The organism is Polynucleobacter arcticus (assembly GCF_013307205.1).
Taxonomy (GTDB): Bacteria; Pseudomonadota; Gammaproteobacteria; order Burkholderiales; family Burkholderiaceae; genus Polynucleobacter; species Polynucleobacter arcticus.
In genome coordinates this window covers 67,649-90,768 of record NZ_CP028940.1, presented here as the reverse complement: position 1 = coordinate 90,768, position 23,120 = coordinate 67,649, and the positions used below count along the sequence as shown (strand labels likewise).

Sequence of the window (23,120 nt, the reverse complement as noted above, 5' to 3'; positions counted from 1 at the left end):
AACAACAACTGCGCATCATTTCTGCGTTTAATATTTCTCCGTGACTCATTGGGCGACTAGTTTCTTAACTTGTAACCTTTTTGCAGCAGACGTAAGGCGATCGCGGATACCAATACAAAGAAGCAAGCCACAATCGCTAGGCTATTCCAAGGGGAAATATCTGACACTCCAAAAAAGCCATAACGAAATCCATCAATCATGTAGAAAAATGGATTGAAATGAGATACAACTTGCCATGCTGCCGGCAGAGAATGAATGGAGTAGAACACGCCTGATAACATCGTCGCCGGCATAATAATGAAGTTTTGGAAGGCGGCCAATTGATCGTATTTATCAGCCCAAATACCCGCGATTAAACCCATACTTCCCAAGATTCCAGCGCCTAGAAGAGCAAACACCATGATCCATAGAGGATATTCAAATGATGGCATGGAGAACCAGGCGGTAATGAGCAGTACGCCAGCGCCCACGACGATGCCACGAAATACCGCCGCCAATACATACGCAGCATAGAACTCTAAGTGACTAAAAGGTGCCAACAATACAAAGACTAAATTACCAGTCACTTTCGACTGAATGAGTGAGGATGAAGTGTTTGCAAAAGCATTTTGCAAAATACTCATCATGACCAAACCCGGGGTTAAGAAGGCAGTGTAGTTCAGGCGACCATAGACTTCTTTGTCTTCCAGGACATGTCCAAAGATCATAAGATATAAAACTGCAGTCAGCACTGGCGCAGCCACTGTCTGAAAGCCCACCTTATAAAAACGCTTAATTTCTTTGCGGAGTAATGTCGGAAAGCCACTGCCATAAGAGATTGGGAGCTTCTTCAAAATAGGCTTCATCGAGCACCCCCCGACATGATGTTGACAAAAACATCCTCGAGATCCGTCTTGCCTTCACCATCTTTTTTGACCGAGCCATACTGACTCAATAAATTCGCAGTGGTATCTAAAGCAACAATCTTTCCTTGCTTGAGCATCGCAATGCGCTGACACAGCGCCTCAGCCTCCTCCAGATAATGTGTTGTCAACACAATCGTGTGGCCATCTTGATTCAGGCGACTAATAAATTGCCATAGAGATTGACGCAGCTCTACATCAACACCAGCCGTAGGCTCATCCAAAATAATCACTGGTGGTCTATGGACCAAGGCCTGAGCTACCAATACTCGCCGCTTCATACCGCCAGACAAAGAACGCATATTACTGTCGGCTTTACCGGTGAGATCCAGATTAGCCATGATCTCATCAATCCAAGCATCGTTATGACGAATACCAAAGTACCCCGACTGAAATTGCAAAGTCTCTCGTACGGTAAAGAAGGGGTCAAATACCAACTCCTGTGGCACCACGCCTAGCATCCGGCGTGCATCACGGAACTGACTCTGAACATCAGCACCCATGATTGCTGCATGACCGCTATCTGTCGTAACTAGGCCGGCCAGAATAGAGATGAGCGTTGTCTTACCGGCGCCATTGGGGCCAAGCAAGCCAAAAAACTCACCCTGCTCAATTGACAAGGAGACATCATCTAGCGCCTGTAATGCTCCATAATTTTTTGATATATTTTTAATCGATATTGCAGCGCGCATGTTATGTCATACCCAACAATTCAGAGACACCATAGACGCCAGCTAACACCGTTAATTTTTCAGGTGCATTTTGTATAGTGATTTGCTGGCCATCAGCCTGTAATTTTTTCTGCCAGGCCAGCAATACAGTTAATACCGTGGAGTCAAAATCCTTCAGACTTGCACAATCAACCGTTCTTAAAGCGGCTAGATTTAGAAGTCCTTCTTTTTCTAATTGCACAACATTGTCTTGTGTTACTGAGGCTGGTAATAAAAATGGCATCTTCTACTGATCTTTGCTTCGTCTTTAAGTAGTGGGCTTAGCAGCGGCAAGCTGCTTGTTCCGATCCTGTAGAAACTTAACAAGACCCTCAACACCGTTCTGACTAATTTGGTTAGCAAACTGATTGCGATAGGCTTCAACCAGCCAAACACCCATGATATTCATGTCGTAGACTCTCCAACCATTGGCTGTTTTTTCTAGTCGATAGTCGAGCGGCACAGGATCACCACGGCCGATCACTACCGTCTTGACGACAACCTCTTTATCGTCAGCAGCTGCACGCAAAGGCTTAAATTGAATGGTTTGATCGCGGAGCTGACTGAGTGCGCCAGAGTAAGTGCGAATGAGTAAATTCTTAAACTCGCTCACCAATTGCGCTTGTTGTTCGGGAGTCGCTTTTTTCCAATTAGGACCCATCGCCATTTCAGTCGTGCGGCGCATATCTGTATAGGGGACAATTTTCTTTTCCACCAAATCCACGATACGTGGAATATTGCCCTTCTGAATTTCGGGATCAGACTTGACGGATGCCATCACATCAGAGACTACATTTTTAATGAGGCCATCTGGCGTAGACTGATCAACCGCTTGAGCGCTCGCAGCACCAACAGCCAAAAACAGGCTTGATAGCAATACTGCGCAATATTGTTGAATGGTAGTGGGGCTTTTCATGTGTCCTCGATTAATGCTAGTCAGTGGAGCTCATTTTAGCCCTTAAAGGTAATGGGCTGAGGCTTGATCGCCTTTATTCGTAGGGGTTTTCGTAAACCGGCATCAGAGGCTCCCTATCTTCGCGCCCCTCATTAATCTGATATTCGCGCCGCTGAATGTAGGCATCTCTCATAAAGCTGTATTTATCGATTGCAGCGCCATCCAATAGATCGCCTGCTTCGTAATAGGTATTACGGGCATTTACTACACGCAAACCAGTGATGCTATTGCGCAAGCCAATATCTTTGATGTAGCTAAAGAGATAGTCGGACTCCAAGTCGGCTACGGTACCAAAAGTATCGCGCACGCTACTTGGACCAAAGAATGGCAAAACAACATAAGGGCCAGATGGAACACCCCAGACACCAAAGGTTTGACCCCAATCTTCCTTGTGCTTAGGAAGTCCACCCGGAGTAGCCATGTCAATCAAACCACCCAAGCCAAAAGTGGTATTGACTACAACCCGCATCAAATCACTAAAGGCGTAGTCAGGCTTACCCTGCAATAGGTTCTGCAAAGCGGTATAGATGTCACTGTAGTTACTGAAAAAGTTATAGATACCGTCACGCACAAATTCTGGCAGGACAAAGCGATATCCAGCCACTACGGGCTTGAGCAAATAGGCATCTAAGCCTTCATTGAATTCAAAAACGGAACGGTTGAAAGGCTCCCACGGATCGTGCGGGGAAGGCTGAACTCCGGCAGGAATTGATGCACAACCCACCATGGTCCCAACCATTACCAGCAGCACTATGCGCTTGAGCTTTGCCAACAAGAGCATTATTTTGCTGCGCCCTTGTCTTGACCACTATCCGCAGCTTTGTTATACAAAAACTGACTGATCAGATTCTCCAGAACCACTGCAGACTGAGTCTGGGTAATCTTATCCCCGGCAGCCAACATATCATCTGAACCACCAGCTTCAAGGCCAATATATTGCTCACCCAATAAACCCGAAGTCAAAATCTTCGCCGACGAATCTTTAGGGAACTTGTAACTGTCTTCAATAGTCATGGTGACAGTGGCTTGATAGGTCTTATCATCGAAGGAAATATTGGCAATACGTCCGACTACTACACCCGCACTTTTTACCGGCGCACGTGGCTTTAATCCGCCAATATTATCAAATCGGGCTGAAATTTTATACGTTGGCGCAAAAGAAACGGCATTCATATTGCCGACCTTCAATGCGAGGAAAAGGGCAGCCAATAAACCAATGGCTACGAAGACTCCTACCCAAACATCAATTGCACTTTTTCTCATAAGAGTCCCAGTTTATTCTTTCTAATTCGAGAACATCATTGCGGTGAGCAAGAAATCCAACGCTAACACTGATAAAGAAGAGATCACCACCGTACGGGTAGTCGCCTGTGACACACCTTCAGGAGTCGGCTTTGCCTCATAGCCTTGGTACAGCGCTATAAAAGTCACTGCTACACCAAATACCAAGCTTTTAATCAGGCCATTGCCAATATCTGAAAAGAGGTCTACACCACCCTGCATCTGTGACCAAAAGGCGCCGGAATCTACCCCAATTAAGGGGACACCAACAAAATAACCCCCCATGACACCAACGGCAGTAAAGATCGTTGCCAGAATCGGCATCGCAATAATGCCCGCCCAAAGACGCGGTGCAATCACACGGCTTAAGGGATCAACAGCCATCATTTCCATGGCACTCAATTGCTCCCCGGCTTTCATTAGACCAATCTCCGCTGTCAGGGATGTGCCGGCACGCCCCGCAAATAATAAGGCCGTAATGACCGGGCCCAGCTCACGCGTAAGCGATAGAGCAACCAATAAACCCAGGGCCTGCTCTGATCCATATCGATTCAAGGTGTAGTAACCCTGCAAACCCAAAACAAAACCAACAAATAAACCAGACACCGCAATAATCACAAACGAGTGATTACCCACAAACAGGATCTGATCAGAAACTAGACGCGGCCGCTTTAATAAAAAGCCCGAACGACAAATCACTGCAGCAAACATCCGCGCAGCAAGACCCAGGCTGGTGAGGTTGCGACGCATGAAAAATCCAAGATCCCCTAATAGATCTACAGTTTTATGAAACATGCTCATTTAAGGTTCACCCCAAAATCTTCTGCAAGGCTTTGTCCAGGATAGTGAAATGGCACTGGGCCATCAGGCGAAGCATCTAAGAACTGGCGTACAAAAGGATCGGTGGATCGACTCAACTCTGCTGGGGTACCTTGGGCACCAATACGGCCATTTGCAATGAAATAGACGTAATCTGCAATTTCAAAGGTCTCTTCTACATCATGCGTTACTAATAAACTGGTCGCGCCTAAGGCCTGATTCAAATCCCGAATTAAGCGTGCGGTGATACCTAAAGAAATGGGATCCAAGCCAGCGAAGGGCTCGTCATACATGATGAGTGGAGGATCTAAGGCAATCGCTCTTGCTAAGGCAACACGACGTGCCATGCCGCCAGAGATTTGTGAAGGCATCAAATCACGTGCCCCACGCAATCCTACCGCGTTGAGCTTCATCAGCACCAGAGATCGCAATAGCTCTTCACTTAAATCCGTGTGCTCACGCAATGGAAAGGCAACGTTTTCAAAGACACTGAGGTCAGTGAAGAGTGCACCAAACTGAAAAAGCATGCCCATGCGACGACGGGCCGCCATTAATGCGGTGCCGTTCATTTTGCCAATATCCTGACCCTCAAATACAACTTGGCCAGACTGTGCAGTGAACTGACCACCAATGAGTCTTAAGATCGTAGTCTTGCCGCAACCAGAACCGCCCATGACAGCAACGACTTGGCCACGACGGAACTCCATATTGAGCCCCGATAAAATCTGACGCTCGCCAGGGGCATAAGAGAAGTTGACGTCTTTAATTTCAACGACAACTTCGCCATGGCCACCGCTAGAGGTTTTTTGCTTTACTTCCACCGAGCTGGCGTGGCCACTATTCATATCCTCGATATTATCGGGGAAGAACGGATGACCCCATTAAATACTCGTCTACTGCATGGGCTGCCTGACGACCTTCACGAATCGCCCAAACTACCAAAGATTGGCCGCGACGCATGTCGCCAGCGGCAAATACCTTAGGAACGTTGGTTTGATAGGCATTTTGGCCATCCACAGTGGCTTTTGCATTGCCGCGAGCATCTTTTTCAACGCCAAAGGCATTCAGAACCTGAGCTGCAGGAGACACAAAACCCATGGCCAAAAATACTAAATCTGCCTTAATTTCAAATTCAGAGTTTGGCATTTCTGTCATCTTGCCGTCTTTCCACTCCAAACGTACGCAGATTAATTTCTCGAGTTTGCCGTCTTTACCCTCAAAACGCTTAGTAGCTACAGACCAGTCACGGTCGCAACCCTCTTCATGGGAAGAAGAAGTGCGTAACTTGGTTGGCCAGTAAGGCCAGACCAAGGGCTTGTTCTCTACTTCTGGTGGCTGCGACATTAATTCAAACTGAGTAATCTTGGTAGCGCCGTGACGATTAGAGGTTCCAACGCAATCCGATCCAGTGTCACCACCACCAATGACTACAACATTCTTCCCAGCTGCAGAAATTTCATTCTTGAAATCTCCCGCATTTTCTTTATTCTGTGGAATCAAAAATTCCAATGCATAGTGAACACCCTTCAACTCACGGCCGGGTACTGGCAAATCTCGTGGCTGTTCAGATCCACCGCTAATCACTACAGCGTCAAAATCCTTCATTAACTGATCAGGTGAAATGGTTTTTGTAGAGTAGTTTTTCACTTCGGCACCGATAGCTTCTTTACCCACAAATACACCGGTCTCAAACTTCACGCCTTCAGCTTGCATCTGCTCAACACGACGATCGATGAGCCATTTTTCCATTTTGAAATCAGGGATACCGTAGCGCAGCAATCCACCAACGCGATCATTCTTTTCAAATACAGTCACGTCATGGCCAACACGGGCTAACTGCTGAGCAGTTGCCATACCAGCGGGTCCACCACCAACAACGGCAACCTTCTTACCTGTTTTAGTTTTGGACGGCTGTGGCTTGACCCAATCGTTTTCCCAACCCTTATCAATAATGGCATGCTCGATAGACTTGATACCAACCGCCTCACTATTGATTCCTAAAGTGCATGCAGCCTCACAAGGTGCAGGGCAAATACGGCCAGTGAATTCAGGGAAGTTATTAGTCGACTGCAAAACATCTAATGCATTCTTCCAGTCACTATGAAACACTAAGTCATTGAAATCGGGAATGATGTTGTTGACTGGACAACCGCTATTACAAAACGGAATACCGCAATCCATACAACGCGCACCCTGTACTTTTGCCTCTTCATCCGTCAATGCAGTGATGAACTCTTTGTAATGATGGAGACGCTTAACGGGAGCTTCGTAAGTTTCATCTACGCGCTCAAACTCCATAAATCCAGTGACTTTACCCATATCGAATCCTTAGTATTTTTTCTTAATGTATTTATTGATTAAGCTGCAACAGTTTTAGTTTGCGCTTTTTCCCACAACTCGCCTAAAGCACGTTTGTACTCAGTAGGAAGCACCTTCACAAAACGACCACGGGCATTTTCCCAATCAGCTAAAAGTGCTTTGGCGCGCTCAGAACCAGTGTGGCGGAAATGACGCTCAATCAAGCCCTTCACAATTTGCTCATCGGTCATGCGCTCACCACCATCCTTCACATCAACTGGGGCATGCCATGCAGACTGAGGCATCTTGTCCATCTGCTCAGCAGAGGGTAATACTTTTTCCAAAGTTGCCATGCTGGTATTGCAACGCTTTTCAAAGAGGCCATCTTCGTCGTAGACGTAAGCAATACCGCCGCTCATACCTGCAGCAAAGTTACGGCCAGTCGCACCCAAAACTACTACAGTTCCACCAGTCATGTATTCACATCCGTGGTCACCAGTGCCCTCAACAACCGTTGTGGCGCCAGAGTTACGAACTGCAAAACGTTCTCCAGCAACACCATTGAAGAATGCCTCGCCGCCGATTGCGCCGTAGAGCACCGTATTACCAACAATAATGTTCTTGGCTGTGTCGCCACGGAACTCGTGTGGCGCACGCACAATCACACGTCCACCAGATAAGCCCTTACCAACGTAGTCGTTGCCATCACCGACCAAATCCAAGGTGATACCGTGTGCCAAGAAAGCTGCGAAGCTTTGACCAGCAGTACCATTTAACTGAATATGAATAGTGTCATCAGGTAGGCCAGCGTGGCCATAACGCTGAGCGATTTCTCCAGAGAGCATTGCGCCGACTGTGCGATTGACGTTCTTCACTGGAACGATGAATGAGACTTTCTCACCACGTTGCAGTGCAGGCGCACTCTTCTCGATCAGAATGTTGTCTAGTGCACTACCTAAGCCATGCTCTTGAGTCAAGACTTGATAACGTGGCACGTCTTTAGCGACAGCTGGCTCAGCAAAAATCTTACTGAAATCCAAACCATGTACTTTCCAGTTCTCAATACCTTTACGAGTATCTAAGAGATCAACACGACCAATCAAATCATCAAACTTCCGAATGCCGAGTTGGGCCATGATTTCGCGCACTTCTTCAGCAATGAAGAAGAAGAAATTCACTACATGCTCTGGCTTACCAGAGAATTTTTTACGCAATGCGGGATCTTGTGTAGCAACACCCACTGGGCAGGTATTTAAATGACACTTACGCATCATGATGCAACCTTCAACAACCAATGGTGCTGTTGCAAAACCAAACTCATCCGCACCTAACAAAGCCCCAATCACGACGTCACGACCGGTTTTCATCTGGCCATCAGCCTGCACACGAATACGACTACGCAAGCCATTGAGAACCAATGTCTGTTGGGTTTCAGCCAAGCCTAATTCCCATGGGGAACCAGCATGCTTAATCGATGACAGTGGTGATGCACCTGTACCACCATCATGGCCAGCGATCACCACGTGATCTGCCTTAGCTTTCGCAACACCTGCCGCAATCGTGCCAACACCGACTTCAGAAACCAATTTCACAGAGACGTCGGCAGTAGGATTCACATTCTTCAGATCGTGAATCAACTGGGCAATGTCTTCAATCGAATAAATATCGTGATGCGGAGGAGGAGAAATCAATCCAACACCCGGCACGGAGAAGCGCAATTTGCCGATGTAATCGGAAACCTTACCACCGGGCAATTGACCACCTTCACCAGGCTTAGCACCTTGAGCCATCTTGATCTGAATCTGATCAGCCGAGCGTAGGTATTCAGTAGTAACACCGAAACGTCCAGAAGCAACCTGCTTAATTTTGGAGCGCAATGAATCACCATCAAGTAGCGGGATATTTGCTTCGACAACATCATCACCCAAAATACTGGCTAAGGTTTCACCCTTCTTGATTGGGATACCTTTGAGCTCGTTCACATAACGATTTGGATCTTCACCGCCCTCACCAGTATTGGACTTACCACCAATCCGGTTCATGGCAATTGCTAAAGTAGCATGCGCTTCTGTAGAGATGGAACCTAAAGACATCGCGCCCGTTGCAAAACGTTTGACGATTTCTTTTGCAGACTCGACTTCGTCCAATGGAATCGCTTTGGCTGGATCAATCTTAAATTCAAACAAGCCGCGCAATGTCATCTGACGTTTGGTTTGGTCATTGATGAGATTGGCGTACTCTTTATAAGTTTGATAACCCTTCTCTAGACCAGTACGAGTGGAGTGTTGCAACTTCGCAATCGTATCTGGAGTCCACATGTGATCTTCACCACGAATACGGAATGCATACTCACCACCTGCATCAAGCATATCGCTCAAGACTGGGTCATCACCAAAGGCAGATTGGTGCATGCGCAAAGCTTCTTCAGCCACTTCAAATACACCAATACCACCAACGTTAGAAGGAGTACCTTTGAAGTAATGGTCAATGACCTCTTTGTTCAGACCAATTGCTTCAAAAATCTGTGAGCCGGTGTAAGACATGTAAGTAGAGATGCCCATTTTGGACATCACTTTTTGCAAGCCCTTACCTACCGCCTTCACAAAATTCTTGACTGCTTTTTCTGCTGACAGATCGCCGGATAATCCTTTAGCCATTTCAGCCAAGGTTTCCATTGCTAAGTATGGGTGAACCGCTTCAGCACCGTAACCAGCCAAGAGGGCAAAGTGATGGGTCTCGCGCGCACTACCCGTCTCAACAACGAGGCCAACGCTAGTCCGCAAACCTTTTTCAACCAAATGCTGATGAATTGCTGAAGTAGCCAAGAGCGCAGGGATCGCTACGTGCGCTTCATCGACCTGACGATCGCTCACGATCAAGATGTTGTAACCAGAGCGAACTGCATCTGCAGCTTCAGCACATAAGGATGCTAAGCGAGCCTCAATACCGGCTTTGCCCCAAACTGCTGGGTAACAAATATCTAACTCGTAGGAGCGGAACTTACCGTTGGTGTAATGACCAATATGACGAATCTTAGTCATATCGTCAAAATCCAAAATCGGCTGACTGACTTCTAAGCGCATTGGCGGATTAATATTGTTGGTATCCAACAAATTCGGCTTTGGTCCAATGAAAGAAACTAAAGACATCACCATGTTTTCACGAATGGAGTCAATCGGAGGATTGGTTACCTGAGCAAACAATTGCTTGAAATAGTTATAAAGCGGCTTGTTTTTGTTCGAGAGCACAGCTAACGGGCTATCGTTACCCATCGATCCAATCGCTTCTTCGCCGTTCATAGCCATTGGCGCCATGAGGTATTTAATATCCTCTTGGGTATAACCAAAAGCCTGTTGGCGGTCTAGCAATTTAGCTGCTGGACGAACAATAATTTTTTCATCGATCAAGTCCGCTTTGCTAGCATCAACCTCATCGAGCTTCACGCGTACTGCATCAATCCAGCTCTTGTATGGCTTTGCTTTTGAAACCGCATCTTTTAGCTCGACATCATCAATGATGCGGCCTTGCTCCATATCAATCATGAACATCTTGCCTGGTTGCAAGCGCCATTTTTTAACAATCTTACTTTCGGGGATTGGCAATACACCAGCCTCAGAACCCATGATGACCAAGTCGTCATCAGTCACGTAATAACGCGCTGGACGTAAGCCGTTACGATCTAAAGTTGCACCAATTTGACGGCCGTCGGTAAATGCCATTGCTGCTGGACCATCCCATGGCTCCATCATCGCCGCATGGTATTCATAGAAAGCGCGACGATTTTCATCCATCAATGTGTGCTGTTCCCAAGCCTCCGGGATCATCATCATCATGGCTTGCGCTAGCGGATAGCCAGACATCACCAATAACTCTAAGCAGTTATCAAAACAGGCAGTGTCCGACTGACCTGGATAGATGAGTGGCCATAATTTTTTAAGGTCATCACCCAATACTGGAGAGCTAATCGCACCCTCGCGTGCATTCACCCAGTTGACGTTACCCTTAACGGTATTGATCTCGCCGTTGTGCGCAATCATGCGATACGGGTGAGCCAATTCCCAGGCTGGGAAAGTGTTAGTGGAGAAACGTTGATGCACTAAGGCTAGCGCGGATACTGTACGCTCATCCAATAAATCTTTGTAATACGCACCTACTTGATTTGCTAGCAACAAACCTTTGTAAACAATGGTGCGGGCCGACATCGACGCCACAAAATATTCTTTGCCATGCTTTAAATGTAAGTCTTGTATAGCATGGCTTGCTGTTTTACGAATCACATACAACTTACGCTCTAGCGCATCGGTTGTCATGATGTCACGGCCACGCCCAATAAAGATCTGACGAATAAACGGCTCAGTCATTTGTACTGTCGGAGACATTGGTAGCTTCACATCAATTGGAACATCTCTCCAACCCAAAACAACCTGACCCTCCAAACGAACAGTGCGCTCCAACTCTTGCTCGCAAGCTATGCGAGAAGCATGTTCTTTAGGCAGAAAAATCATACCAACGCCGTACTCTCCGAACGGTGGCAGCTGGATATCTTGCTTTGCCATTTCTTCGCGGTACAAAGTATCGGGAACTTGAATCAAGATGCCTGCACCATCGCCCATTAGCGGATCAGCACCAACTGCTCCTCGGTGATCTAAGTTCTCAAGAATTTTCAATCCTTGAGCAACGATCTCATGAGACTTTTTACCCTTGATATGTGCGACAAATCCTACGCCGCAAGCATCGTGCTCATTTCGTGGATCGTAGAGACCCTGTGCAATTGGACGAAGGTCTGTATTCATTTGTGTAGTCATGGTATTTCCGCTTGCCCTTGGGCTTAATTACTTTTGGAGGATCAAATATAGGGGAATACCCACACTGATGCAACAGAAATAAAATGTCTCTGTCCCATTTAATTAGGGTCAGAAGTGCAAATACTTTTAAATAAGGGGACAGACTCAGTAGTGCAGCTTGCCAATGCAAGCCTTCATACCTAGCATAATATATCTAAGTTACTGATTTTATTGAAATTAATTTCTTTGGCCGGCCACGATATCGAATCATTGCCTGCTCAGAATTTTCTTTAAAGAGTTTTTGAGCGTAAACATCGCTTACCCAGGGTTTAGAACGAATCAATGCTTCAGTAATTTGCCGGTCTTCCCAGTGGGGTGCGCCCTCCTTCACAAAGGCAGCCCAGCTCATTTGTCGCTCAAAAGGAGTGTTGCCTAACTTCCAAAAGTGCTGATGGTCTATTAGCCAAGGTTCTGCGTTGCCCCCGATATGGGAAGCAAAGCTAGTCCAATTGGAATCTTGGGGGTTTGACTCAAAACCAACCCTCACAGGATTTAACTCAATATAGCGTTGGCACCGTAAAAAATAATCCGGATCGATGAGTGAAGAGCGGTAACGACCTTCCCAAATCGTTCCTGAACGATGGTGTTGCTGATTGAAGTATTGGGCATAGCGCCTGCCCAGAGATTGCATTGTCTTTGCAAGCGCATCTGCTGTCTGAGGTGTGATTAAAAGGTGGACATGATTGGGCATCAAGGAAAATGCATGTACGGCGCTACCGAATTGTTTAGCAGCTTCTCGAAGCCAATCTAAATAGATGCGACGATCAGCATTATTAAAGAAAAGTGTTTCCCGATTATTGCCACGAACCATGACATGCATTGCTTGGCCAGGAATAATGATGCGTGCTTGCCTTGCCATTGCTAAAACGAACTACTGCAGTTCGCGCACACCGCCATTATTGGAAAACTCCGGAATAAACCAATCACCATCAAGCTGAGTAACGCCTGCGGGCACTTCGCGCCCTAATTGAGGCTGATCCCTCAGAGCAGTACTCATATAGGAAATCCACATGGGTAAAGCGAGACCGCCGCCAGTTTCACGATCACCCAAACTGGCGGGCTTATCAAAGCCTATCCAAGCAATCGCCACTACCTTAGGGTTATATCCTGCAAACCAAGCGTCATGTGAGTCATTGGTCGTACCAGTTTTGCCAGCAATATCATTACGACCCAATTTTGCTCTCGCACTACCTGCAGTCCCAGTTTTGGTTACTTCTTGCAACATGCTGTCCATCACAAAGGCGGTTCGGGCATCCAAAACACGTGTTGCATCTTCGCGCGCTTGCGTGGGTTTTGCCTCAAATAAAACAGCGCCTTTTGAATCCGTCATTTTGTTAATTAAAAACGGATCTACACGATAGCCGCCGTTAGCAAAGACGCTATAAGCAGACGCCATTTGTAAAGGGGTTACAGAACCCGCGCCCAAGGCCATTGTTAAATACGGGGGATGCTTTTCCGCCTCGAATCCAAAACGCTGAATATAGTCTTGCGCATAGGAAGGGCCAATAGCACGAATAATGCGCACTGAAACTAAGTTTTTAGATTTAGCTAAGGCAGTTCGTAAACGCATCATGCCTTCATATTTTCCATCATAGTTCTTAGGCTGCCATGCTTGACTACCTGTTTCCATACTGCCGATGGAAAGAGGTGCATCGTTCACCATTGTGCTCGGAGAAAAACCTTTTTCGATTGCTGCAGCGTAAACGAACGGCTTAAAGGAAGAGCCCGGCTGACGTTGTGCCTGAGTCACGTGATTAAATTGATTGCGACGAAAATCAAAGCCACCTACTAAGGACAGAATCGCGCCCGTATCTGCGTTCATCGAAACAAAAGCAGCCTCAACTTGCGGCAATTGCGCTAACTTCCAAATACCTCCATCGGATAACAATCTGACGATAGCTCCAGGTCGTAAGCGTTTTTTCGGTTGAGTGCTATCAGTTAAAGAGGCAGCAGCAAGCTTCATACCCTCACCTTTTAGAGTGATCATATCCCCAGTAGAAATCATGACTTGCATTTCTTTTGGCTTGACATCTAAGACTACGCCGGACTGTAAATCATCTAGCTGTGGATAAGCTAATAGAGCTTCATCAATTGCACGCTGGCGTTTTACATTGTCTTCTGGGAGGTCAATAAATCCATCGGGACCACGATAAGCATGGCGTAAGTCATATTCAAAAATTCCGCGACGTACTGCCTTATATGCCGCATCTTGATCGGCTTTCAAGATCGTGGTGTAGACATCGATACCCTGAGAATAAATTGCTTCACCGTATTGCGTAAATAGCAATTGACGCACCATCTCAGAGGCGAAATCGGCACGAGTACTAAATTCGTTCCCAAGGCCGCGGATTTGCAACTCTTCAGCCATCGCAGTTTGGTATTGCTCCGGGGTGATGTAAGACAAATCACGCATGCGCTGCAAGATATATTCTTGGCGAATTTTAGCGCGACGGAAATTACTTACTGGGTTGTATGCTGAGGGGGCTTTCGGCAAACCCGCCAACATGGCAGATTCCGCAATGGTGATATCTTTTAATTCTTTGCCAAAGTAAATTTGAGCGGCACTAGAAAAACCATACGCCCTTTGACCCAAGAAAATCTGATTCATATAAATCTCAAGAATCTTGTCTTTACTCAACTGAGATTCAATTTCCCAAGAAAGTAAAACCTCATAAATCTTACGAGTGAAGGTTTTCTCATTACTGAGGAAGAAATTACGGGCCACCTGCATCGTGATCGTAGAGGCGCCTTGAGAAAGATTGCCGCGTAGGTTGGTGAGAGCAGCCCTTAAAATGCCAATGTAGTCCACACCGCCATGGGAATAAAAACGATCATCCTCGATTGCCAGGACTGCATTGCGCATAGTCATCGGGATCTCATTCAGAGGAATGACCTTGCGGCGCTCTTCGCCAAACTCGCCAATAAGTACCTTATCGGCCGTATAGATTCTTAAAGGTGTTTTTGGGTTGTAGTCCACTAAAGCCGAAATCTTTGGCAAATTGGGTTTTGCTATTAAGAAGGCGTAGCCCAGAAGCAAGGTGAACACCACAGCAAAAACCATACTAATAATTAGCAAGGCTTTGACGAGAGGATTGCTCCCTGATTTCTGACGTGAGGAATGCTCCGCTCTAGGCTGACCAAAACGTCTATCAGGCTGTCGGTTAAACCGCCGGTTTAATGGCGGCTTGTCTTTTGGAGTTAAAGCCATATCTTCAAATTATAGGGTGCTTACGCAATTTTCCTTAAAGCCCTAATACCCGTATTTAAAATCGTTAGTGGCAGTTTTTTCTGACATGAAGTTCTGCTTTGGCTGATCGCTTTTAATATCCTCGGATCGAATAATATGGCATGCCTCCACGCCATATCTCTCCCCAGTCTTTTGATGACATTTTGAGTGAGCTGGGAGATGATCCCGCAATTCCAGATCCCCATGGCATTCGCAAAACGACATTTCCTCCCAGGGTGGATCCACCACCCCAAGCCAAGCCACCAACCTCCTCCTTCACCACTAAATCCTTTGAGCTTAAGGGGCTTAATTTCAGCCCAGTTTGGATTTTTGGCGCCATCGCATTGTTTTGTACGGGCGCTTTTTTTCTTTATTTTGACCCCACTAAATCAGGTGCTGAGCTTGAAATAAGCGCATTACAGAGTCAACTATCAGGACTAAAAGAGGAGTTTGAGTTCTCACAAAATGAATGGGCTACAGAGCGAGAGGATTTATATGAGATATTGGATGAAATAGAAGTGAGTATTCACTCATTAGAAGTTAAGACGCCAACAAAGATGCCTCAAAACAAGTCCAGCGCCATCCAATATGAAGCAGAACTGCATCGCTGGAGGTATTTAGGCATCACCCGAATGGGGGCGGTAGAGCATGCTTTTTTTCATACTGGTAAAGCTACGCTGATGGTGCACAAAGGGGGCTTGGCTTTGGGGGAATGGCAGCTGACTCAGGCAGCAAAAGAAGTGGCTATCTTGACCCACCCTAAAGGCAAATCTATTACTTTTAAATCTACGCAATTAGAGTAACTTTCTTGAAAATCTTTCTAAAATCCCCCGCCGCATTACTTCTACCGCTCCTGGTTTTTTTACTCAATCCAGCCCTAGGGAACTCTCCAGAGTTGAGCGCTGTAACCACCTCCAAAGATAGTCGTATTAGCCTGCAATTCAGCCAAATTGAAATGACTGAACTTTTGCCAATCTTGGCAAAAATGGGGAATACCAACTTTCTCCTGAGTGAATCCATTCAAGGAAAGATTTCGGTCGACCTGAAAGATACCCCCTGGCAAACAGCCCTCTATTCCATCCTTGCTAGCAGAGGATTGCGTCTCGTCCGAAATGGAGATATCTACTGGATTGGTCCTCATGCAGAAATTCAAAGCTTTCAGAAGTTTCGCCGGGAGGATGCAGCCCTTCCCTTTGGTGGGGATCATATCAATAGCCCCCGTCAGATCCTGATTGAGGCTCGCATTGTGGAGGCAGATCAACGCTTTGCCCGCGAACTGGGTATCAAATTGGGGTATCAAGCCAATGGACTTGGAAATCACCCAGACCAAAATGCGAGTGCCAGCCTCGATTTAGCTGGGACTGGGCTCGCAGGATTTAACCCTGCCACCTTGGCAGCCACACTCGTGTCAAAAAATGCTGCTCGCCTCCTTCAAATGGAGCTTTCCGCACTGGAATCGGATGGTCAAGGCAAGATCCTATCGAATCCGCGCATCATGACCGGAGATCAGGTTAAGGCAACGATTGAGCAGGGAACTGAGCTTCCATATCAGGTGAGCTCTCAAAGCGGGAGTAAATTGCAGTTTCGCAAGGCTAATTTACGTCTAGAGGTCTTGCCTAAGATTCACCCTGATGGAAAGATTTCTATGCTGGTAGGGATCAACAAGGACACTATTGGCATGAAAACTGAGCAGGGTTATGCGATTGATACCAAAAACCTCAGCTCTGAAGTCACCGTCGAAAACGGGGGCACGGCCATTATTGGTGGCATATTCCAAACAACTGAACGGGATGATGAGGTCAAGGTGCCCCTGCTAGGTGATATTCCACTCATTGGACATTTCTTTCGCCATAAATCTAAATTAGCCGATAAAACTGAACTATTGGTTTTCTTAACGCCCACCGTCCTGGACAAACACTAATAAAATCAAGGAGTGAACTCTTCATCGAACAATATCTTCCTAATTGGCCTTATGGGCGCCGGGAAGTCGACCGTCGGTAAATTGCTGGCGAAGAAATTGGGTCGTCGCTTTCTAGATGCTGACCATGTAATTGAGGATCGTTGTGGGGTCAAGATCCCGGTCATCTTCGAAATGGAAGGTGAAGATGGGTTTCGCAAACGTGAGGCTCAGGCCATCAAAGACATTACCGCCGAAGATGATGTCATTCTGGCGACTGGTGGTGGTGCCGTGCTGCTTCCAGAAAATCGTCAGTTCCTTAGCGAAAGAGGTACTGTGATTTATCTACACGCCAATCCGATGGAACTTTGGCATCGCACTAAAGGCGGCGAAGGTAGACCACTCCTTAAAAATGGTGACGCAAAAAAGATTCTAGAAAATCTATACGATATCCGCGACCCCCTTTATCGCGAAATTGCTGACCATGTCATTGAGACTGGAAAACCCAGCGTCAATCAACTCGTCAACACTCTCATCATGCAACTCGAACTCTCTGCGTAAATTTATCCATGAAAACATTAGAAGTTGATCTAGGCAATCGTAGCTACCCCATTCATATTGGTACAGATTTAATCGATCAACCAGATTTATTTAGCGCCTGCAAAAAAGCGACTTCAATTTATATCGTTACCAATACGACTGTTGCACCTTTATATGCGGAGCGTCTCACCAATACCCTAGAGAAGCTCGGCAAGCCCGTCAGAACAATTGTCTTGCCGGATGGAGAGTCCTATAAAGACTGGAAAAATCTTCAACTGATTTTTGATGATCTCCTCAAGTTTGGCGCAGATCGTCAAACCATGTTGGTAGCGTTGGGTGGAGGCGTTATTGGGGATATGACTGGCTTTGCTGCAGCCAGCTTTATGCGTGGTATCCGCTTTATTCAAGTGCCAACAACCTTGTTGGCCCAGGTAGACTCTTCGGTTGGTGGCAAAACGGGCATTAATCACCCGCTTGGGAAAAACATGATCGGGGCATTTCATCAACCTGTAGCGGTGATTGCCGACCTCAACACATTGAAGACATTACCTGCACGCGAACTCTCTGCTGGCCTAGCTGAAGTAATAAAGCATGGCGCAATTGCTGATGCCGAGTTTTTGAATTGGATTGAAACGAATACAAGTGCTTTGTTAGCCTGCGAGACAACAGCAATGGAACATGCAGTGTTACGTTCTTGCGAAATTAAATCCGCCGTTGTGTCAGCCGATGAAAGAGAGGGAGGCATACGTGCCACACTCAATTTCGGACATACCTTTGGTCATGCGATCGAAGCTGGCATGGGTTATGGAGAGTGGTTACACGGTGAAGCCGTTGGTTGCGGTATGGTCATGGGTGCAGAGCTCTCGCGGCAACTGAACTTCATCACTCAAGATGAAGTGAATCGTCTAACCCACATTATTCAATCGATGAATTTACCGATAGCACCACCGAAGTTTGGCGCACAGCGTTATATGGAATTAATGCAGGTAGATAAAAAGACTGAAGGCGGACAAATCCGTTACGTAGTTTTGGAAAAAATCGGCAAAGCGCAAATTCAGAGTGTTCCCGATCTTCAAGTGATCGAGACCCTAACAGCAACTGGAGCAACTTAATTTCTTAGGGCGCTTATTTCTGAAGTAGGCTAATAGTGATTTTCTGCCCAGCTTGGGCGCTAGCAAATTCGGATAAGTCGCTCAACAGTTCGCGCCCGGTTTTAGTATCTAACCAGAGTGGAGTGGCCAAAGTTCCAGCCCAACGATAGTGATAGCCACCCGATTTAGCGGCTACCCAGATTTCATGTAAAGGGGGTTGCGTATTGACCACAATCACACTGCGATCCTTAAACCGAATATTGATTACGTTCCCACCTTGGCGCTCTACATCCAAATCCAGGTCCAGCGCATCGTCTGCAGCCTCCAAGGCAGCCTCAATTGACTGCAATAAATTGCTGCCCAACTGGTGGAATTGCTTATCGTCAATAGTTTCCACAGTTAAATTGTTTGGCTTCATATTAGAGTCCTGCATGCTATATTCAATCATTCGTTTTAGAGACATTCATGATAGCGATTCTTAAAAGAACTCTCGGCATTAGCTTTCTAATATCCCTTGTTGGATGTGGGGTTAGAGGACCGCTATATTTACCAAATGTGCCGCCAGCACCTATACCTCCTGCAGAGTCAGAGCCCAAAGGCAAGCTCTATCCACCCCAAAGCCCAGCTGCGACTAACCCAACATCGGCCAAGCAATGACAAGTAAAGCAATCCCACTTCCGGACTTAGCTGGATTTACACAACGTAATGGCAATTGGTATGCGGAAGAAATTCCCTTAGCAGATTTAGCAAAAGAATTTGGCACCCCCTTATACGTCTATAGCAAAAAAGCATTAACCGAGGCCTATCAAGCCTATGACAAAGCTTGCGTAGATTCGACTGGCAAACGACGTGCCCGTGTTCACTATGCCGTGAAAGCCAATAGCAATCTAGCAGTGATCGATTGCTTCAAGCAATTAGGCTCTGGCTTTGACTTGGTCAGTGGCGGTGAATTAGCGCGCGCCCTCGCGGTCGGTGCGGATCCGAAAAGCTTGGTATTTGCGGGTGTTGGCAAATCTGCTCCTGAAATTGCTCAAGCATTGCAAGCTGGTGTCAAATGCATCAATGTGGAATCAGTTGCTGAACTACATCAAATTAATCGGGTTGCTACAAAACTCCATTGCCGTGCACCGATTTCATTGCGCGTCAATCCCGATGTTGATGCTCAAACCCACCCGTATATCTCTACTGGATTAAAAGGCAATAAGTTTGGCATCGCCTATCATGAGGTTCTAAATACTTATCGTGAAGCTGCACTGCTTTCCCAAATTGATGTTGTTGGCATTGATTGCCATATCGGCTCACAAATCACTACTACCGCGCCGTACTTAGATGCGCTCGATAAAGTACTCGAATTAGTCGCTCAATTGAAAAAAGAAGGTATTGAGATTCACCATCTTGATTTGGGTGGTGGCTTAGGTATTTCTTATGGCGATGACAATCCACCTGACATTACCGAATTTACTAATACCTTGCTTAATCGCGTTGCTGAGCGCGGCTTTGGACACCTCGATGTGGTTCTAGAGCCAGGTAGATCCTTAGTCGGCAATGCTGGCGTACTACTGACCCAAGTGGAATATCTTAAGCCTGGTGCCGAGAAAAACTTTTGTATCGTAGATGCTGCGATGACTGAGTTGATGCGGCCAGCCCTGTATGAGGCGTATCACGGTATTGTTCCTGTACAAACTAAAACTGTGAAGAGCGCTAGCTATGACATTGTTGGACCAGTCTGCGAATCTGGAGACTGGCTAGGAAGAGATCGCACTCTATCCATTGAAGAGGGCGACCTCTTGGCTATTCTCTCTGCGGGTGCCTATGGTTTTGTCATGGCATCGAACTACAATACCAGACCTAAACCTGCAGAAATTATGGTTGATGGAAAAAATGCTTATGTTATTCGTTCCCGTGAAAATATTGCCGATCTTTTTGCCAGTGAAAAGGTATTGCCGAACTAAATTAATACTACCCATTCAACGTGATATAAAAATCCCGGGTAATAAAAAACCCCGCTACATCAGCGGGGTTTTTTGTTTTATAACTTAGGTGACTTTTAACGCAAGCCTGCCATGTAATCAGAAACTGCTTTCATTTCAATATCAGAAAGCTTGCCGGCAATACTATTCATTTGAAGATTTTTACGGGTGCCCTGATTGAAATTCATTAATTGATTGTAGGAATATTCGGCCCACTGTCCGCCTTGGCGTGGATACTGAGAAGGAATACCTGCTCCATTTGGACTATGACAGCCTGCACAAGCCTGAACGCCCTTCGACGCAATGCCACCACGATAAATATTCTGACCTAACAAAATAGTGTCTTTATTTTCCGCAACTCCTTGAGATGGAGCCTGCTGAGACAAGTAGGTAGCAATATTAAGCATATCTTGTTCGTTTAAAGGCATTGACATGCCCATCATGATGGCATTGACGCGGGAACCATCCTTATAGCTTTTCAACTGCTTTACTGTGTAAGCCGCATGTTGGGCAGATAATTTAGGCCATGTACTTACGGCACTCTGACCCTTAGGGCCATGGCACGTGATACAGGCTACTACGCCGCGGGTAGCATCTCCAGCGTTATAGAGAGCTTCACCAGCTGCAGAATCAGCCTTAGGCTTGCCTGGCACTGCTGGCTTGGCCTCTGCAGCAGGAGCCATTGGCACAGGATCTGCAGCAGAAACTGGAGACACAATGCCACTAAGAGCGAAAATAGAGAGGACCGCAAAACCAGCGCGCAGGCTAGCTAATTTGGAGATTTGGGAGGTTTGACGCATTATGTTTACCTTGGCAAAAATTCCTAAAAGTGTTTGGGCCCTACTTTTACAACTTTTTACCCAACACCATGAGATATTTCATGATTTTGAGTGATTTTACAATAGCTTCTGGACATGTCTAAACTCTTTCAAGCGCGTTTCGCAACCACGGTCAATGACACCCATTGCCTACCTGCCACTCCACTCCGGGAGGTGGCTTTTGCTGGGCGCTCGAATGCCGGGAAATCTAGTGCAATTAACGTACTTTGCAATCAAAAAAGACTGGCTTTTGCCAGCAAAACGCCTGGACGCACCCAACACATCAATTATTTTGGCCTCTTTGCAAAAGACGATCTTCTCGCCTATTTAGTCGATTTACCGGGATATGGCTACGCGGCAGTCAATCGCGAGACCAAATATCACTGGAATGCCCTCCTAAGCGACTACCTCCAAGAGCGTGAGCAATTGGTAGGCATGGTCCTGATTGTGGACTCTAGGCGCGGTATTACCGATCTAGATGAACAAATGATTCAATGGTTTGTACCCACTGGCAAGCCGATTCATGTTTTGCTGAGTAAGTGCGATAAGCTCAATAAAAGTGAATGTAAACACGCAATAGAGGCGGTTCGGAAACAGCTACAACAATATGACCCCGCGCTACCAGAGGGTACAGGCGATTCCAAACAACTTACAGCACAATTATTTTCTAGTACTAAGCGGATTGGTCTTGAAGAGGCCGACAATGTTGTTATTAAATGGTTATTTGAAGCAGAGACTCAAAAAGATGAAATCACAAGCTAACTCTTTATTGAACTTTCCAGCCCATCGCCCTCGCCGTATGCGTCGAGACGATTGGTCGCGTCGACTGATGCAAGAGAATCATCTCAATACAAACGATCTGATTTACCCAGTCTTCCTACTTGATGGTAGCAAGCAATCTCAAGCTGTGACTTCTATGCCTGGCGTCAATCGCGTATCACTGGATTTACTATTTAGCAGCGCTGAAGAATGCATCACATTAGGTATTCCAGTCATGGCGCTCTTTCCGGTGATAGATGCGGCGCTCAAAACACCCGACGGTAAAGAGGCCTTTAATTCCAATGGGTTAATTCCAACTGCAGTACGTGAATTAAAAAAACGCTTCCCAACCTTAGGCCTGATGACAGACGTAGCGCTTGATCCATACACTAGTCACGGCCAAGACGGCATCTTGGATGAACAAGGCCGCATTCTGAATGACGAGACCACTGCAATATTAGTTCGGCAAGCTATTGTTCAAGCACAGGCCGGCGTTGATATCGTTGCACCATCGGACATGATGGATGGCCGTATCGGAAAAATCCGTGAAGCGCTGGAGCAAGAGAAGCTCATTCATACACGCATCATGGCTTACTCTGCCAAATATGCCTCTGCTTTTTATGGTCCTTTTCGTGATGCGGTAGGTTCTGCAAACAATTTAGGTAAAGCGGATAAAAAAACCTATCAAATGGATTGCGCCAATACTGACGAGGCTTTGCGGGAGGTTGCCCTAGATATTAGCGAGGGTGCCGATATGGTGATGGTCAAACCCGGGATGCCTTACCTAGACATCGTTCGCAGAGTACGTGATGAATTTAATTACCCTACTTATGCCTATCAGGTGAGCGGCGAATACGCTATGTTAAAAGCTGCTGCGCAAAATGGTTGGCTTGATCACGATGCAGTGATGATGGAGTCTTTGCTCGCATTTAAACGCGCCGGTGCCGACGGCATCTTGACTTACTTCGCACTTGAAGCTGCACGCCTCTTAAAAGCAATTAAGTAATTAT

Annotated in this window: 22 protein-coding genes; 8 read left to right on the top strand and 14 right to left on the bottom strand. The window is 46.4% G+C overall.

Going from position 1 to position 23,120, the window contains the following annotated elements:
* Positions 1-56 precede the first annotated feature (56 nt).
* The 12 genes from DN92_RS00525 to DN92_RS00470 all read right to left on the bottom strand — a co-directional run bounded on the left by DN92_RS00525 (position 57) and on the right by DN92_RS00470 (position 15,017).
* Positions 57-845, bottom strand: coding sequence for an ABC transporter permease (locus tag DN92_RS00525; RefSeq protein ID WP_173959415.1), 789 nt, complete (start codon positions 843-845; stop codon positions 57-59).
* The gene (locus DN92_RS00520) at positions 842-1,594 is read right to left on the bottom strand and encodes an ABC transporter ATP-binding protein (protein WP_173959414.1); all 753 of its coding nucleotides are present in this window, start codon (positions 1,592-1,594) and stop codon (positions 842-844) included. Before DN92_RS00520 ends, DN92_RS00525 begins: the two co-directional genes overlap by 4 nt.
* A gap of 1 nt (position 1,595) precedes the next feature.
* Positions 1,596-1,856, bottom strand: coding sequence for an STAS domain-containing protein (locus DN92_RS00515; protein WP_173959413.1), 261 nt, complete (start codon positions 1,854-1,856; stop codon positions 1,596-1,598).
* A gap of 24 nt (positions 1,857-1,880) precedes the next feature.
* Positions 1,881-2,528 (bottom strand): MlaC/ttg2D family ABC transporter substrate-binding protein, encoded by a 648-nt coding sequence (locus DN92_RS00510; protein WP_173959412.1) that lies wholly within the window; start codon positions 2,526-2,528, stop codon positions 1,881-1,883.
* Positions 2,529-2,601: 73 nt separating this feature from the next.
* A complete protein-coding gene (locus DN92_RS00505; protein WP_173959411.1) occupies positions 2,602-3,348 on the bottom strand; it encodes an MlaA family lipoprotein in 747 nt (248 codons plus the stop codon).
* The gene (gene mlaD / locus DN92_RS00500) at positions 3,348-3,830 is read right to left on the bottom strand and encodes an outer membrane lipid asymmetry maintenance protein MlaD (protein ID WP_173959410.1); all 483 of its coding nucleotides are present in this window, start codon (positions 3,828-3,830) and stop codon (positions 3,348-3,350) included. The genes DN92_RS00505 and mlaD overlap by 1 nt, the downstream gene beginning before the upstream one ends.
* A 21-nt stretch (positions 3,831-3,851) precedes the next feature.
* Positions 3,852-4,598 (bottom strand): lipid asymmetry maintenance ABC transporter permease subunit MlaE, encoded by a 747-nt coding sequence (gene mlaE / locus DN92_RS00495; protein ID WP_173961208.1) that lies wholly within the window; start codon positions 4,596-4,598, stop codon positions 3,852-3,854.
* Positions 4,599-4,645: 47 nt separating this feature from the next.
* A complete protein-coding gene (locus tag DN92_RS00490) occupies positions 4,646-5,512 on the bottom strand; it encodes an ABC transporter ATP-binding protein (protein WP_254598303.1) in 867 nt (288 codons plus the stop codon).
* A gap of 10 nt (positions 5,513-5,522) precedes the next feature.
* Positions 5,523-6,986: a glutamate synthase subunit beta gene (locus DN92_RS00485; RefSeq protein ID WP_173959409.1), complete on the bottom strand. Its 1,464-nt coding sequence runs from the start codon at positions 6,984-6,986 to the stop codon at positions 5,523-5,525.
* Positions 6,987-7,024: 38 nt separating this feature from the next.
* Positions 7,025-11,770, bottom strand: a complete 4,746-nt coding sequence (locus DN92_RS00480; RefSeq protein ID WP_173959408.1) for a glutamate synthase-related protein — start codon at positions 11,768-11,770, stop codon at positions 7,025-7,027.
* Positions 11,771-11,963: 193 nt separating this feature from the next.
* Positions 11,964-12,668, bottom strand: a complete 705-nt coding sequence (locus DN92_RS00475) for a transposase (protein ID WP_173959407.1) — start codon at positions 12,666-12,668, stop codon at positions 11,964-11,966.
* A 12-nt stretch (positions 12,669-12,680) separates the two neighbouring features.
* Complete coding sequence (locus tag DN92_RS00470; protein ID WP_173959406.1) at positions 12,681-15,017, bottom strand: penicillin-binding protein 1A; 2,337 nt, start codon at positions 15,015-15,017, stop codon at positions 12,681-12,683.
* Between the two features lie 140 nt (positions 15,018-15,157).
* Between DN92_RS00470 and DN92_RS00465 the strand changes: the two genes are divergently transcribed.
* The 4 genes from DN92_RS00465 to aroB are packed head-to-tail and all read left to right on the top strand — an operon-like array spanning position 15,158 to position 18,584.
* Complete coding sequence (locus DN92_RS00465; RefSeq protein ID WP_173959405.1) at positions 15,158-15,838, top strand: hypothetical protein; 681 nt, start codon at positions 15,158-15,160, stop codon at positions 15,836-15,838.
* Between the two features lie 5 nt (positions 15,839-15,843).
* Positions 15,844-16,956, top strand: coding sequence for a secretin GspD/PilQ domain-containing protein (locus tag DN92_RS00460; protein WP_173959404.1), 1,113 nt, complete (start codon positions 15,844-15,846; stop codon positions 16,954-16,956).
* Positions 16,957-17,007: 51 nt separating this feature from the next.
* Complete coding sequence (locus DN92_RS00455) at positions 17,008-17,493, top strand: shikimate kinase (protein WP_254598351.1); 486 nt, start codon at positions 17,008-17,010, stop codon at positions 17,491-17,493.
* 8 nt (positions 17,494-17,501) lie between these two features.
* Positions 17,502-18,584, top strand: coding sequence for a 3-dehydroquinate synthase (gene aroB / locus DN92_RS00450; RefSeq protein ID WP_173959402.1), 1,083 nt, complete (start codon positions 17,502-17,504; stop codon positions 18,582-18,584).
* A 13-nt stretch (positions 18,585-18,597) separates the two neighbouring features.
* Here the strand turns inward: aroB and cyaY are convergent, their stop codons facing one another.
* A complete protein-coding gene (gene cyaY, locus DN92_RS00445; protein ID WP_217426030.1) occupies positions 18,598-18,981 on the bottom strand; it encodes an iron donor protein CyaY in 384 nt (127 codons plus the stop codon).
* Between the two features lie 47 nt (positions 18,982-19,028).
* On the opposite strand from cyaY, the gene lptM reads away from it, so the two are divergent.
* Both lptM and lysA read left to right on the top strand, forming a co-directional pair.
* Complete coding sequence (lptM, locus tag DN92_RS10710; RefSeq protein ID WP_173959401.1) at positions 19,029-19,220, top strand: LPS translocon maturation chaperone LptM; 192 nt, start codon at positions 19,029-19,031, stop codon at positions 19,218-19,220.
* Positions 19,217-20,515, top strand: a complete 1,299-nt coding sequence (gene lysA / locus DN92_RS00435; RefSeq protein ID WP_173959400.1) for a diaminopimelate decarboxylase — start codon at positions 19,217-19,219, stop codon at positions 20,513-20,515. Before lptM ends, lysA begins: the two co-directional genes overlap by 4 nt.
* A 95-nt stretch (positions 20,516-20,610) precedes the next feature.
* Here lysA and DN92_RS00430 read toward each other — a convergent pair whose 3' ends face one another.
* Positions 20,611-21,333, bottom strand: coding sequence for a c-type cytochrome (locus tag DN92_RS00430; protein WP_173959399.1), 723 nt, complete (start codon positions 21,331-21,333; stop codon positions 20,611-20,613).
* A gap of 114 nt (positions 21,334-21,447) precedes the next feature.
* Here DN92_RS00430 and yihA point away from each other — a divergent pair, with 114 nt between their 5' ends.
* Positions 21,448-22,113, top strand: a complete 666-nt coding sequence (yihA, locus tag DN92_RS00425; RefSeq protein ID WP_173959398.1) for a ribosome biogenesis GTP-binding protein YihA/YsxC — start codon at positions 21,448-21,450, stop codon at positions 22,111-22,113.
* Positions 22,097-23,116, top strand: coding sequence for a porphobilinogen synthase (gene hemB, locus DN92_RS00420; RefSeq protein ID WP_173959397.1), 1,020 nt, complete (start codon positions 22,097-22,099; stop codon positions 23,114-23,116). Before yihA ends, hemB begins: the two co-directional genes overlap by 17 nt.
* Positions 23,117-23,120 lie beyond the last annotated feature (4 nt).